Raw genomic sequence first — 13,340 nt, forward strand, 5'->3', positions numbered from 1 at the left:
CACGAGGGGACGCCGTCGGGTTGCCCGGTGGGCACGGGTTGATCCCTTTTCAGCCCTTCTTCAGGATCAGCTCGGTGTTGCGGTCGCGTGAGGTGCCCGACAGGTCGGTGCGGGCGCCGGGGGCGTTGAAGGAGAGCTCGCGGTACAGCGCCGCGAGGCCGGTCTGGGTGAGGTCGGAGAAGTCCGTGGCGTGCGGGGCCGCGGACTCGATGAGCGTGGTGAACAGCGAGAGCGTGCCGTCCTTGTTGTCCACCAGCTCGATGACCCGGGCGAGCTGGGGGAAGTCGACGTGGGAGGCGGTGCAGATCTCCCAGAAGGAGCGGTTGCCGGCGGCGGCGTGCGGGATGATCTCGTTCTTGTGGGTGTGTCCGTTCACCCAGGCCAGCGTGTTGCTGTAGCGGGCGAGCAGGGCGACGACCTCGTCACCGCCGTGCCGCTGCTCGGTCGGGTGGGCGGGGTCGGCGTGGGTGTTGCGCATCGTCTTGCTGGTGTGGTGGCTGAAGACGATGACGTACGAGTCCGCGTTCTCGCGCAGTGTCCGCTCCAGCCAGCGCAGTTGCGCCGTGCCGATGGAGCCCTCGTAGTGGCCGCCCGGGTCGGTGGTGTCCAGGCTGACGCCGATGACGTCCTCGGCGATCCGGAACGTGTAGTACTGGGTGCCCGCGGAGAGGTTCGCGGAGGAGTAGCCGTGGCCGATCGGGCCCGGTCCGGTGTTCGCCGGGTCGAGGTGCGCCTTGATGTACTCGGCGGGGGTGAACGGGGCGCGCTTCTCGTCGGGCGTGACCGAGCGCATCTCGCGGGCGTGCGCCCTGAGCAGGTCGTGGAAGGCGGCGCCCTTGGGGCTGCTGCCGTTCTTGATGCTCTTGGCGAGCGTGGTGGCCTCCGCCGAGCCCAGCGACATCAGCTTCTTGCCGCCGACGGCGAAGTCGGTGAGGTAGGAGTCGCCGCGCGATCCGTAGCAGCCGAGCGGGAGGGCGTCGTGGTTGCCGACGGTGGAGTACCAGGGCAGCTTCAGGCCGGGGCTGCGCACCTCGCGGATGGCCGCCGCCAGGAAGCCCTGGATGCGCGGGAAGCCGAGCTGCTTGTCGGCGTCGCGCAGGGCGGCGTCGGGCTGCCAGTAGGTCTTGAGGTTGCTGGCCTGGACGCCCTCGTAGTGCCGCGGGTCACCGCTGTTGGGGGTGATGCGGCCGCCGCTCATGACCTTCAGGAACCACTCCAGCTCCGTCTTGGAGTTGTTGTCGGTGTTGTCCCCGGTGGTCATGACGAAGTGCAGCGGAGCCCCGGTGGCGGGGGCTCCGTGCAGCGAGTTGACCCGCTCGATCAAGGAGACGGCGCCCGCGACCGTCAGCGCCTCCTGCGGGCGCCAGGCGCTCTTGCTCTGGGAGCGCAGGTACTCCAGGCGCAGCGGGTGCTGGGAGTCGATCAGGTGCAGGTCGGTGAGCTGCACGAACGCGGCGAGCGCGGTGCGCCGGTCGGCACGGCCCGTCTTGGGCGCGGCCAGTTCGTCGCGCACGACGCGCTTCCAGCCGGCGCCGTCGCCGAGCCTGCGGTAGCCGGTCGAACCGGAGCGCGGGGTGGCGACGGAGCCCAGGGTCGTGCCCCGGGTGTACGGGACGAGCGCGGCCGGAGCCTTCGGGCCGGTGGTGGCCATCCGTCCCTCGGCGTGGGCGACGGAGTCGGCGACGGGCGCCTGGGCGGCCGTCGACGCGTGCGCCGGGGACTGCGGGCGCAGGGCCAGACCGATCCCCGCGGAGAGGGACACGGCTCCGGTGGCGGCCAGCAGGGTGCGGCGGTTGAGGGCGGGTACGGTGGCGACAGAGCGTATGCGCGGCATGGCGCGGTCTCCCCGAGTGCGAACGCGTCGGCAGTGGCCGCGGGGGGCTCGACTGGCGAACTCCCCGCTCGTACTGGATCGTTGGCACTGGGGATGACCTGCGCGTTAACTGGGCGGCAACGGGCGACGCCGATCACCGTACGTCGATCTCCGCGCACCCTGGACGTCCATGGAGTCCTGTCCGAACGGCCGGTGGACGGTCACTCCGTGTTCACTTTGCGGGGTAGGGGAGGTGAATCCGGGTGCGCCGCGGGGGCGTTCGCGGTCGCGCCCGGCCGTTCACGGATTCGCCCGCGCGTTCACGGATTCGCCGGGGAGTAGGCGGGAGCGGACCAGCGCAGCGGGCTGGCGGCGGGCGTCTCGACGGCCTCGGCGAGGGTGAAGCGGACGGTCCTCCCGCCGTCGGGGGTGAACTCGGTACGGGCCGTGCCGGTGAGCTGGAGCAGCGATCCCGAGGTCCAGTCCAGGAAGAGCAGACCGGCGCGCGGGTCGGCGGTGAGGTTGCCGAGGGTCAGGAACATGGAGTTCCCGGGGTAGTCGGGCCAGCTCAGTTCGCCGGGCGCGTCGACGCGCACGAAGCCGGGGTTGCCGCCGCGGTGGCTGGCGTCGGCGCCGTGCGGGTGGACCGTGGCGAGGAAGAAGGTGTCGGCGGTCTCGACGAACTCCCGCTGGGCGGGGGTGAGTTCCCTGCCGTGCCGGGGAGCGCCCGGCTCCCGGCCGGTCACCGTCTCGTAGGTCTGCCGCTGCTGGAGGTACTTGGGGCAGTTGGCGAAGACCTGGTCGGCCTCGACGGCGAAGCCGCGCGGGGTGGGCCGGACCCGGCCGTTGAGGCGCATACGGCGACGGGTGCGCGGGTCGAGTGCGATGGTGCCGACGGCGGTGCCCGGGGTGGCGAGCGCGCCGGTGAGCGGGTCGCCGGCCGGGAGGCCGCCCACGACCGAGATCTGCCGGGGCCCGGTGGCCCGCACGAATCCCGGCCGCCCGGTGAGCAGCGAGGCCCACACGCCGCCTCCCGCCGGGGCGGCCCCTCCCTCCGCCGGCGTGCCGCTCTCCGGGGCGGCCGCGCCGACGACCAGCATGGGCTGGAGTTCCAGGAACGCGGCCGCCACGGGCCGGGTGCCCTGGCCGACGGCCCGGCCCACGTGATCGGCGAGGTCCCGGACGCCGACCCGGTCCTGGATGGCGCGCGAGCCGGAGTGATACGTCATGACGACTCCAGATGCTAGAAGAAACCGCAGGTCGGCGCGGACGCGTTCGGCGCCGGTGCCTCCTCGGCGCCGGTCGCCGCGAAGATCTCCAGGCGGGTGCCGTCCGGGTCGTGGAAGAAGATGCCGCCCGAGGCCGCGCCCTCCCGGTGGGCGACCAGGCCCTCGTAGGCGAACGTGACGCCGTGGTCGCGCAGGGCCGTCTCGTACCGCCTGACGCGCTCGACGGAGTCGGCTTCGAGGGCGAGGTGGTGCAGGCCCGCCAGGCCCGTGTCGTGGGCGCCGCGCGCCTGCTGCCAGAGCGTGAGCGCGGGGCGGCCGTCGCCGGAGGGGGACCCGAGGAACGCGTACCGCCGCTCCCCCTCGTCGCCGGCCTCGCCCTGGCCCAGCACCCCGAAGCCGAGGACGTCGCGGTAGAAGGCGAGCGAGCGGTCGAGGTCCGTGACGTTCAGGCCGACGTGGCCGGTGCTCAGCGTCATGACAGTGCCTTTCTGCCGTGGCCGCCCCACCGAGAGGCTAACCCTTGTAATCGACATTAGAGGTTAGAAATGAGAGCGTCAACCGGTGACCTACCCTTGAGTGGTTAGCCCTGAAGGGAGACCCCATGTCCACCAGCCCCGACCCCCGCCCCCTCACCGGCGAGCCCGTCTCGCTCGACCTGCTCAACACCCGCTGGGTCCACGAGGGCGAGGTGCGCGACCTGCTGACCGACACCGGGGGCCTCGCCGTCTGGCTGGCGGGCAACGGGCTCGACTTCCCGGCCGACGACACGGTCCTGCGGCACACGCTCGAAGCCCGCGACGCCCTGCGCGCCGCCGTCGACACCCCCCGCGGGCAGACCGGCGAGGAGGGCTCCCCTTTCCCGGCCGAGGCCGCCGCGCACGTCGACGCCGTCCTCGGACACGGACGCGTCCGGCTGACCCTGACCGACCGGGGACCGGGCGGGACACCGGAGTTCGACGACCCCTCCTGGGGCCCGGCCTGGCTCGCCGCGCGCGACTACCTGGACCTGCTCCGGGCCGCCCCGGACCGCATCCGCCGGTGCGCCCACGAGGCCTGCGTCCTGCACTTCTTCGACACCTCACGCAACGGCACCCGCCGCTGGTGCTCGATGGCGGCCTGCGGTAACCGCGCGAAGGCGTCCCGCCACTACGCGCGCACAAAAGAGAGCTGAATCGACAAAGAGAGACATCCGAGCCGTCCGGGATATCCCCCCATAGCCCGTCATCGACGGCATGACGCATGGCGGAAGTACGCCATGCGTCCATCCTTGCTTGGTCAACTCTCCCCAAACAACTGCCCCTTGAGCAAAGCTGAGCGGTCATCCGGGTCCACATTCCGGACTGATGCGACCGGTGCCACAAGAACCGCCGGAACCGGCCGTTCCACGCTCGTTCCTTTACCTACAAGGGATGCAGATGATCTCCGACCCTCAGCGCGCACCTATATCGGGCGCGAGACGCGTGGCCCGTCTGGCCATGGCAGCGGGCCTGGTGGCCGCGCTCTCCGCGGCCGGGCCGATACCCATGGCCTTCTCCGCGGACGCGGGCGCACCCACGGCCGATCCCGGCACCAAGTCCGCCGCCGCCAAACTCGGTTCGAACGACGCCGACCTCCTCGCCGAGGCCAAGGCCAACGGCGACAAGAACGTCACGATGATGATCGCGACGGCTCCCGGCCAGACCGAGCAGGTCGCCAAGGAGCTGGACGCCGTCAAGGGCGGTTCGGTCGGCCGCAGTTACGACAAGCTGGGCTACGTCCGCGCCACCGTCCCGACGAGCAGGGCGGACTCGGCCATCGCCGCCGCCGCGAAGCTGTCCTCGGTGCACGGGATCGATCTGCGCCAGGAGATCGCGCTGGACGACCCCACCCCGAGCGCCGACACGGCCAAGCACGGCAGTAACACCCCGACGGCCGCCACGTACTCCGGTCCCGGCAAGAACACCCCCGCCGAGAACCCGTACAACCCCTCCTTCGAGACGGGTGCGGTCGACTTCGTCAAGGACCACCCGAAGGCGGACGGCCGGGGCATCACCATCGGCATCCTCGACTCCGGCGTCGACCTGGGCCACCCCGCCCTGCAGAAGACCACCACCGGAGAGCGCAAGATCGTCGACTGGGTCACCTCGACCGACCCGATCCTCGACAGCGACGCGACCTGGCGCCCGATGGTCACCCCCGTGGCCGGGCCCACCTTCACGTACAGCGGCAGGACGTGGACGGCCCCCGCGGGTTCGTACGAGATCAGCACGTTCCGGGAGTCGGCGACGGCGGGCGGCGACGCCGCGGGCGACGCGAACCGCGACGGTGACACCACCGACGTGTGGGGCGTGCTCTACGACCCGACGGCCGGCACGGTCACCGTCGACCTGAACAACAACGGCGACTTCACCGACGACACGCCGATGAAGCCGTACAAGGACGGCTTCCAGATCGGCTACTTCGGCACCGACAACCCGGCGACGGACGTCGTCGAGCGGCAGCCGTTCGTCGTGGAGATCCGCAAGGACGTCCCCATGGACCCGTACGGCGGGACCTGGGTCGGCAAGAAGGCCGACTTCGTCAACATCGGCGTCATCGAGTCCGAGCACGGTACGCACGTCGCGGGCATCACCTCCGCCAACGGCCTGTTCGGCGGCAAGATGAACGGCGCCGCGCCCGGCGCGAAGATCGTCTCCTCGCGCGCCTGCACCTGGACCGGCGGCTGCACCAACGTGGCGCTCACCGAGGGCATGATCGACCTCGTCGCCAACCGCGGTGTGGACATCGTCAACATGTCCATCGGCGGTCTGCCCGCGCTCAACGACGGCAACAACGCGCGCTCCGAGCTCTACACGCGTCTCATCGACACCTACGGCGTCCAGCTCGTGATCTCCGCGGGCAACTCCGGCCCCGGCGCGAACACCATCGGCGACCCGGGCCTGGCCGACAAGGTCATCTCGGTCGGCGCGACCATCTCCAAGGAGACCTGGGCCGCCAACTACGGCTCGCAGGTGGAGAAGAAGTACGCGATGCTGCCCTTCTCCTCGCGCGGCCCGCGTGAGGACGGCGGCTTCACGCCGACGCTGAGCGCGCCCGGCGCCTCCATCAACTCCACCCAGACCTGGCTGCCGGGCTCCCCGGTCGCCGAGGCGGGCTACACCCTTCCGGCCGGCTACTCGATGCTCCAGGGCACCTCGATGGCCTCCCCGCAGGCCGCGGGCGCCTCGGCGCTGCTGCTGAGCGCGGCGAAGCAGAAGGGCATCAGCCTCACCCCGGCCACCCTGCGCACCGCGCTGACCTCGACCGCCGACCACATCAAGGGCGTTCAGGCGTACGCGGAGGGCGCGGGCCTGATCGACATCAACGACGCCTGGGACTCCATCAAGGACGGCGCCACCGCCCACGACTACACGGTCAAGGCACCGGTCGACACCGCGATCGACTACGCGCTGAAGACCCCGGGCTTCGGCACCGGCCTGTACGACCGCGAGGGCGGCCTCAAGGCCGGGCAGCGCAAGACGTACGACGTCACCATCACGCGCACCTCGGGCGCGGACCGGCCGGTCCGCCACGAGCTGTCCTTCGAGAACAACGCCGGAGACACCTTCCGGATCCTCGGCAAGGACGAGGTGAACCTCCCGCTGAACCAGCCGGTCACCGTCAAGGTGCAGGCCGCGCCGGAGTCGGCCGGGCTCAAGAGCGCGATCCTCGAGGTCGACGACCCGCGCACCGAGGGCGTCGACAAGCAGATCCTGTCGACCGTCGTGGTCTCGTCGCCGCTCAAGTACACCTACAGCAAGTCGAGTTCGGTGCAGCGCAACAGCACCACCTCGTACTTCGTGACGGTCCCCGAGGGCGCGACGTCCCTGGAGGTCGCGATCGGCGGGCTCAAGGACAAGAGCCAGACCCGGTTCATCGCGATCCACCCGTACGGCGTCCCGGTCGACAACACCAGCACCCCGTACTGCTACAACAACTACCTCGACGGCAACGGCTGCAAGCCCGACGTGCGTTCGTACGCCGACCCGCAGCCCGGCGTCTGGGAGATCGAGGTCGAGGCGCGCCGCACCTCGCCGCTGCTCGACAACCCCTACAAGCTGGATGTCGCCGTGCTCGGCGCGGCGTTCGACCCGGCCGTCGTGACCGTCCCCGAGGCAAAGGTCGGCACCCCGGCCACCGCCTCCTGGAAGGTGACGAACAACTTCGCCGCGCTCGACGGCAAGCTGAAGGGCGGTCCGCTCGGCTCCTCCAAGAACGCGCGGCCGACCATCACCGAGGGCGTCACGCAGACCACCACGGTGGAGGTGCCCGCGGGCGCCGCGTCGCTGGACGTGGTCATCGGCAACGTCTCGGACAACGCCGCCGACCTCGACCTGACGGTGAAGAACGCCGCCGGGACCGTCGTCGGGCAGTCCGCGGACGGTGACTCGGAGGAGGCCGTCTCCATCGCCAACCCCGCGGCCGGGACGTACACCATCGAGGTCGCGGGCTACGCGGTCCCGTCGGGTTCGACGGCCTACGACTACCGGGACGTGTTCTTCTCCAGCGCGCTCGGCACGGTCTCGGTCGACGACTCCACCCCGGTGAAGCTCGCCACCGGCGCCTCGGCCACGGTGTCCGGCTCGGTCACCGCCGCCGCGGCGGCGCCCGAGGGACGCGAGTTCTTCGGTCAGGTCCAGCTCGTGAACGCGCGCGGCACGGTCGCCGGCCTCGGCAGCGTGAAGATCGAGAAGGTCACGCCGTAACGGTGTGATCCCCGGCCGCGCGAGCGGTCCGGGACCTCGGGGCGGGCGTCCGGCCACGGACGCCCGCCCTTTCGCGTGCCCACGGCCCGCCGGCCCAGCCTCCGCCCGGGGAACCGGCAGGTCACCCGGCCCGGCCCGCGCCCGGTGTCACTGCTCGCACCTCATGCCCCGGGACTCGGGCAGCGCCTTGACGATCCAGGAGCGGTCGCGGGCGATCTGCTGCTCCCCCGTGGTCCAGATGTCAGGTGTCGAGGCGCGCCGCTGGATGGCGACGAGCACCTCGTCGCCCCGGTGCAGCCGCGGGTCGACGTCCTGGTCCATGAGGAAGGTGACCTTCTTCTCGCCCGTGGCCGGCTTGTAGTAGTGGAAGACGTCCAGGGTGATCCGGTCCTGAGCGGTGCCGGGGACCGCGGCCACCTTGGTGACCGTGCCCTCCACGATGAGCCGGGAGCAGGCGATGTAGCCGGGGGCGCTGAGCGAGCCCGAGCCGCCGCTGTCCTGCACCTTGGCGTCGGAGTTGGCCGAGTCGCCGCTCGTGACGTCCGACCCGCCTGTCGCGGCCAGCCAGCCCATCCCGACCACCAGCGTGGCCACCGCGGCCGTCACCAGCGTGCCGATGACGAGGGCCCGCGAAGGCAGGCGCCGCTTCTTCGGGGATCCCCCGGGCCGCCCGCCCCCGGCGGCCCGGGGTCCGTCGGCCCCGCGGGGCCTCCCGGACCTCCCGGACCTCCCCGGCTTCCGGGAGTCCCTTCCCGCTCCGGCGGGCCGCCCGGCGTCCGCCAGCGCGTCACCGATGACGACGAGCTGCTCCCGGAGCAGGTCCACGTCCTCGGTGGCCGAGCGGTGCTCGGCCATGAACACGACGTCGTCGCGCGCCTCCTCGGGCAGTTCGGCGTCCGTGATCGCGGCCATCAGCGCGTCCACACCTTCGTACTCGGCCACGTCACACCACCTCGTCCTCGTGCAGGCGGGCGCGCAGCGCGCGGACCGCCGTGTGCAGCCTGCTCTTGACCGTGCCCTCGGGTATGCCGAGCTCGTCGGCGATGTCCCGCACCGGCAGGTCCGCGTAGAACCGCAGGACGAGGACCTGGCGCTGGGCGTCGGGCAGTTCGTCCAGGCCCTGGGCGACGGCCAGCGAGAGCACGCTGGACTCCTCGTCGGAGGGCTGCTCCAACTGGCGCAGCGAGGCGAGGCGCTCACCCAGCCGCTCCTGCCGGCGCTTGGCCCGGTGCCAGTCCATCGCGAGGTTCGAGGCGACGACCGCCGCCCAGGCCGACACGTCGCGCGGCGCCTCGTCCCCCTTGGCGGCCCGCTCCAGCAGCCGCAGCCGGACCTGCTGTACCCCGTCCGGCAGGTCCGCCTGCGGCACGCCGCCGAGCGCGAGCACCGCCCGCACCCGGCGTTCCTGCGTCGCGTCCAGGGGGTCGTCCGCCCCCGACGCCCGGCGTGGCTTTCTGCGCAGCACAGCCACCTCTCCCCTCCCCGCGTCCCCCTCTACGACGCCGGCGCGGGTGAAAACGTTCGGCTCCGATCGAGTCGTACGTCACACCGGGCCCCGGATCATGAACGGGACGCACCGTACGGCTTGCGGTCCCCCCGTGTCGCCGGGCGATTTCTTCGTATCCGGACGCCCGGCCGCCGCAGGATCGGGCTCCCGCGCGCGCGGTTCCGCGTCCCACGCTGTGAGCCGCGCGACGAAAGGATTGGACACGCGGGCCCGGGTGAGACGCATCATGGAAGCGCTGGACCACGAAGAACGCACGTCAAGGGAGTCGCCGTGAGGGTCGGAATCGTCGGAGCCACCGGTATGGTCGGCACAGCCATGCGCAAGATCCTCGTCGAGCGGGACTTCCCGGTCGAGGAGCTGCGTCTGTTCGCCTCGGCCCGTTCGGCCGGGACGGTCGTCGACGGAGTCACGGTGGAGGACGCTTCCACGGCGGACTACTCGGGCCTGGACATCGTGCTGTTCTCGGCGGGCGGGGCCACGTCCAAGGCGCTGGCCGAGAAGGTCGCCTCCCAGGGCGCCGTCGTGATCGACAACTCCTCGGCCTGGCGCAAGGACCCCGAGGTACCCCTCGTCGTCTCCGAGGTGAACCCGCACGCGATCGCCGACCGGCCCAAGGGCATCATCGCCAACCCGAACTGCACGACGATGGCCGCGATGCCGGTCCTGAAGCCGCTGCACGAGGAGGCGGGCCTGCGGGCGCTCGTCGTCGCCACCTACCAGGCGGTGTCCGGTTCGGGTGTCGCCGGTGTGGCGGAGCTGCACGGCCAGGCGCTGAAGGTCGTCGGCGAGGCCGACGGGCTGACCCACGACGGCGAGGCGGTCGACTTCCCCGAGCCGCAGGTCTACAAGCGCCCCATCGCCTTCAACGTGCTCCCCCTCGCGGGTTCGATCGTCGACGACGGTCTGAACGAGACGGACGAGGAGCAGAAGCTGCGCCACGAGTCGCGCAAGATCCTGGAGATCCCCGCCCTCAAGGTCTCCGGCACCTGCGTCCGCGTCCCGGTGTTCTCCGGCCACTCCCTCCAGGTGAACGCCCGCTTCGACCGCCCGATCTCCGCCGAGCGCGCCACCGAGCTCCTCGGCGGCGCCCCGGGTGTCGCCCTCTCGGACATCCCGACCCCGCTCCAGGCCGCCGGCAAGGACGCCTCGTACGTCGGCCGCATCCGGCCGGACGAGACCGTCGAGCACGGCCTCGCGCTGTTCATCTCCAACGACAACCTCCGCAAGGGCGCCGCGCTGAACGCGGTGCAGATCGCGGAGCTGGTGGCGGCCGAGCTCAACGAGGGCTGACACCCGCGTCCGGCACACGCCCGAGGGGGCGGGCACCGTCCGGTGCCCGCCCCCTCGGTTTCTCGGTCCTGCCGCGTTCGTTCCCGCCGCGTCGCTAGGCGGTGGCCGCGCGCGCGTCCGCCGCCTGCGCCTTCAGGGCGCGCTCGACACCCGAGCGGGACTCCGAGACGAGGCGCCGCAGGGCGGCGTTGGGCTCGGCCGAAGCCAGCCACGCGTCCGTCCTGGCGAGGGTCTCCTCGGCGATGTGGATGCCCGGGTAGAGGCCGGTCGCGATCTGCTGGGCGATCTCGTGCGAGCGCGCGTCCCAGATCTCCTTGACCACGGCGAAGTACTTGTCCGTGTACGGGGCGAGCAGCTCACGCTGGTCGCTCTGCACGAAGCCGCCGATGACCGCTTCCTGCACGGCGTTCGGGAGCTTGTCGGACTCGACGACGGAGGCCCAGGCCTCGGCCTTCGCCTCCGCGGTGGGCCGGGCGGCGCGGGCGGTGGCCGCGTGCCGCTCGCCCGCGGCGGTCTTGTCGCGCTCGTACTCGGCGGCGATCTCCGCCTCGTCGAAGCGTCCGACGGCCGCGAGCCGCTGGACGAACGCCCAGCGCAGCTCGGTGTCGACGGCGAGGCCCTCGACGGTCTCGCGGCCTTCGAGCAGCGCCTCCAGGAGGTCGAGCTGCTCCGGGGTGCGCGCGGTCGCGGCGAAGGCGCGCGCCCAGGCGAGCTGGTGGTCGCCGCCGGCCTCGGCCGCGCGCAGGTGGGCGAGCGTGGCGTCGGTCCAGCGGGTCAGCAGCGCCTCGCGGGCCGCCGGGTCGGCGTACAGCTCGATCGCGAGCTTCACCTGGCGGTGCAGCGACTGCACGACACCGATGTCGGACTCCTTGCCGATGCCGGACAGCACCAGGGCCAGGTAGTCGCGGGTGGCGAGTTCGGCGTCGCGGGTCATGTCCCAGGCCGAGGCCCAGCACAGGGCGCGCGGCAGGGAGGACTCGAAGTCGCCGAGGTGCTCGGTGACGAACGCCAGGGAGTCCTCGTCGAGGCGGACCTTGGCGTACGACAGGTCGTCGTCGTTGAGCAGGATCACGTCGGGGCGGCGCTTGCCGAGCAGGTGCGGTACGGCGGTCAGCTCGCCGTCGACGTCCAGCTCGATGCGCTCGTCGCGCACCAGCTTGCCGCTGGCGCCGTCGAGCTCGTAGAGGCCGACCGCGATGCGGTGCGGGCGCAGCGTGGGCTCGCCCTGGGCGCCGGCGGGCAGCGCGGGCGCCTCCTGGCGGATGGCGAACGCGGTCACGACGCCCTGGGCGTCGGTCTCGATCTCCGGGCGCAGGATGTTGATGCCGGCGGTCTGGAGCCACTTCTGCGACCAGGTGCCGAGGTCGCGTCCGGAGGTCTCCTCCAGGGCGCCGAGCAGGTCGGACAGGCGCGTGTTCCCGAAGGCGTGGGCCTTGAAGTAGGCCTGGACGCCGCGGAAGAACTCGTCCATGCCGACGTAGGCGACGAGCTGCTTGAGGACGGAGGCGCCCTTGGCGTACGTGATGCCGTCGAAGTTGACGAGCACGTCGTCGAGGTCGCGGATCTCGGCCATGATCGGGTGGGTGGAGGGGAGCTGGTCCTGCCGGTACGCCCACGTCTTCATGGAGTTGGCGAAGGTGGTCCAGGAGTGCGGCCAGCGGCTGTCGGGGTGGTAGGCCTGACAGGCGATGGAGGTGTAGGTGGCGAACGACTCGTTCAGCCACAGGTCGTTCCACCACTCCATGGTCACGAGGTCGCCGAACCACATGTGGGCCAGCTCGTGCAGGATCGTCTCGGCGCGCAGCTCGTACGCGGCGTCGGTGACCTTGGAGCGGAAGACGTACTGGTCGCGGATGGTGACCGCGCCCGCGTTCTCCATGGCGCCCGCGTTGAACTCGGGCACGAAGAGCTGGTCGTACTTCGTGAAGGGGTACGCGTAGTCGAACTTCTCCTGGAACCAGTCGAAGCCCTGCCGGGTGACCTCGAAGATCGCGTCCGAGTCGAGGAACTCGGCGAGCGAGGGGCGGCAGTAGATGCCGAGCGGAACGGTCTGCCCGTCCTTCTCGTACACGCTGTGCACGGAGTGGTACGGGCCGACGATGAGCGCGGTGATGTACGTCGAGATCCGCGGCGTGGGCTCGAAGACCCAGACGTCGTCCTTGGGCTCCGGGGTCGGCGAGTTGGAGATGACCGTCCAGCCGGTCGGCGCCTTCACGGTGAACTGGAAGGTGGCCTTGAGGTCGGGCTGCTCGAAGGACGCGAAGACGCGGCGGGCGTCCGGCACCTCGAACTGGGTGTAGAGGTAGGCCTGCTGGTCGACGGGGTCGACGAACCGGTGCAGGCCCTCACCGGTGTTGGTGTAGGCGCAGTCGGCGACGACGCGCAGGACGTTGCGCCCCTCCAGGAGCCCGGGCAGCGCGATCCGCGAGTCCTGGAAGACCTCGGCCGCGTCGAGCGGGTCGCCGTTGAGGGTGACCTCGTGGACGGCCGGGGCGACCAGGTCGATGAAGGACTCCGCGCCGGTCTCGGCGGAGTCGAAGCGCACCGTGGTCACGGACCGGTAGGTGCCGCCCTCCTGCGCGCCGGAGAGGTCGAGTTCGACCTCGTACGAGTCAACGGTGAGCAGCTTCGCCCGCTGCTGCGCCTCTTCGCGGGTCAGGTTTGTGCCAGGCACGCGGTCATCTCCTCGTTATGTGTGGGTTGCGCCATCCTTCCACGGGACCCGCACACAGCGCGATGTCCGTTTCCCGCCGGTGCCGGGCCGTCGCGGGCGTGAG

The 13,340-nt window shown here is 71.4% G+C and carries 9 protein-coding genes; 3 read left to right on the forward strand and 6 right to left on the reverse strand.

Annotated elements, in window-relative coordinates:
- Nucleotides 1-49: 49 nt before the first annotated feature.
- The 3 genes from ACZ4TO_RS13225 to ACZ4TO_RS13235 form a co-directional block, all read right to left on the reverse strand.
- Nucleotides 50-1,834, reverse strand: a complete 1,785-nt coding sequence (locus ACZ4TO_RS13225) for a TIGR03767 family metallophosphoesterase (RefSeq protein ID WP_382782617.1) — start codon at nt 1,832-1,834, stop codon at nt 50-52.
- 299 nt (nt 1,835-2,133) lie between these two features.
- The gene (locus tag ACZ4TO_RS13230) at nt 2,134-3,042 is read right to left on the reverse strand and encodes a pyridoxamine 5'-phosphate oxidase family protein (RefSeq protein ID WP_468024184.1); all 909 of its coding nucleotides are present in this window, start codon (nt 3,040-3,042) and stop codon (nt 2,134-2,136) included.
- Between the two features lie 14 nt (nt 3,043-3,056).
- On the reverse strand, nt 3,057-3,518 hold the full coding sequence (locus ACZ4TO_RS13235; RefSeq protein ID WP_382782622.1) for a VOC family protein: 462 nt from the start codon (nt 3,516-3,518) through the stop codon (nt 3,057-3,059).
- 125 nt (nt 3,519-3,643) lie between these two features.
- Here ACZ4TO_RS13235 and ACZ4TO_RS13240 point away from each other — a divergent pair, with 125 nt between their 5' ends.
- Nucleotides 3,644-4,213, forward strand: a complete 570-nt coding sequence (locus ACZ4TO_RS13240) for a CGNR zinc finger domain-containing protein (RefSeq protein ID WP_468024185.1) — start codon at nt 3,644-3,646, stop codon at nt 4,211-4,213.
- Nucleotides 4,214-4,457: 244 nt separating this feature from the next.
- On the forward strand, nt 4,458-7,766 hold the full coding sequence (locus tag ACZ4TO_RS13245) for a S8 family serine peptidase (protein WP_382782627.1): 3,309 nt from the start codon (nt 4,458-4,460) through the stop codon (nt 7,764-7,766).
- A gap of 147 nt (nt 7,767-7,913) precedes the next feature.
- Here ACZ4TO_RS13245 and ACZ4TO_RS13250 read toward each other — a convergent pair whose 3' ends face one another.
- Together ACZ4TO_RS13250 and ACZ4TO_RS13255 are read right to left on the reverse strand one after the other, a co-directional pair.
- Nucleotides 7,914-8,708, reverse strand: coding sequence for a hypothetical protein (locus ACZ4TO_RS13250; protein ID WP_382782630.1), 795 nt, complete (start codon nt 8,706-8,708; stop codon nt 7,914-7,916).
- 1 nt (nt 8,709) lies between these two features.
- Nucleotides 8,710-9,237 (reverse strand): sigma-70 family RNA polymerase sigma factor, encoded by a 528-nt coding sequence (locus tag ACZ4TO_RS13255; protein WP_355775954.1) that lies wholly within the window; start codon nt 9,235-9,237, stop codon nt 8,710-8,712.
- A gap of 306 nt (nt 9,238-9,543) precedes the next feature.
- On the opposite strand from ACZ4TO_RS13255, the gene ACZ4TO_RS13260 reads away from it, so the two are divergent.
- Nucleotides 9,544-10,563 carry an aspartate-semialdehyde dehydrogenase gene (locus ACZ4TO_RS13260; RefSeq protein ID WP_382782634.1) on the forward strand — a complete coding sequence of 340 codons (1,020 nt, stop codon included), beginning with the start codon at nt 9,544-9,546 and terminating at the stop codon, nt 10,561-10,563.
- A gap of 94 nt (nt 10,564-10,657) precedes the next feature.
- Here the strand turns inward: ACZ4TO_RS13260 and pepN are convergent, their stop codons facing one another.
- Complete coding sequence (pepN, locus tag ACZ4TO_RS13265) at nt 10,658-13,237, reverse strand: aminopeptidase N (RefSeq protein WP_385045090.1); 2,580 nt, start codon at nt 13,235-13,237, stop codon at nt 10,658-10,660.
- Nucleotides 13,238-13,340: the final 103 nt, after the last annotated feature.

It is taken from the genome of Streptomyces sp. NPDC028298, assembly GCF_055565895.1.

Excerpts from the sequence above, each read along its gene's own strand:
- ACZ4TO_RS13245 (WP_382782627.1), top strand. The coding sequence starts at position 4,458 with ATGATCTCCGACCCTCAGCGCGCACCTATATCGGGCGCGAGACGCGTG.
- ACZ4TO_RS13240 (WP_468024185.1), top strand. The coding sequence starts at position 3,644 with ATGTCCACCAGCCCCGACCCCCGCCCCCTCACCGGCGAGCCCGTCTCG.
- ACZ4TO_RS13225 (WP_382782617.1), bottom strand. The coding sequence starts at position 1,834 with ATGCCGCGCATACGCTCTGTCGCCACCGTACCCGCCCTCAACCGCCGC.
- ACZ4TO_RS13230 (WP_468024184.1), bottom strand. The coding sequence starts at position 3,042 with ATGACGTATCACTCCGGCTCGCGCGCCATCCAGGACCGGGTCGGCGTC.
- ACZ4TO_RS13235 (WP_382782622.1), bottom strand. The coding sequence starts at position 3,518 with ATGACGCTGAGCACCGGCCACGTCGGCCTGAACGTCACGGACCTCGAC.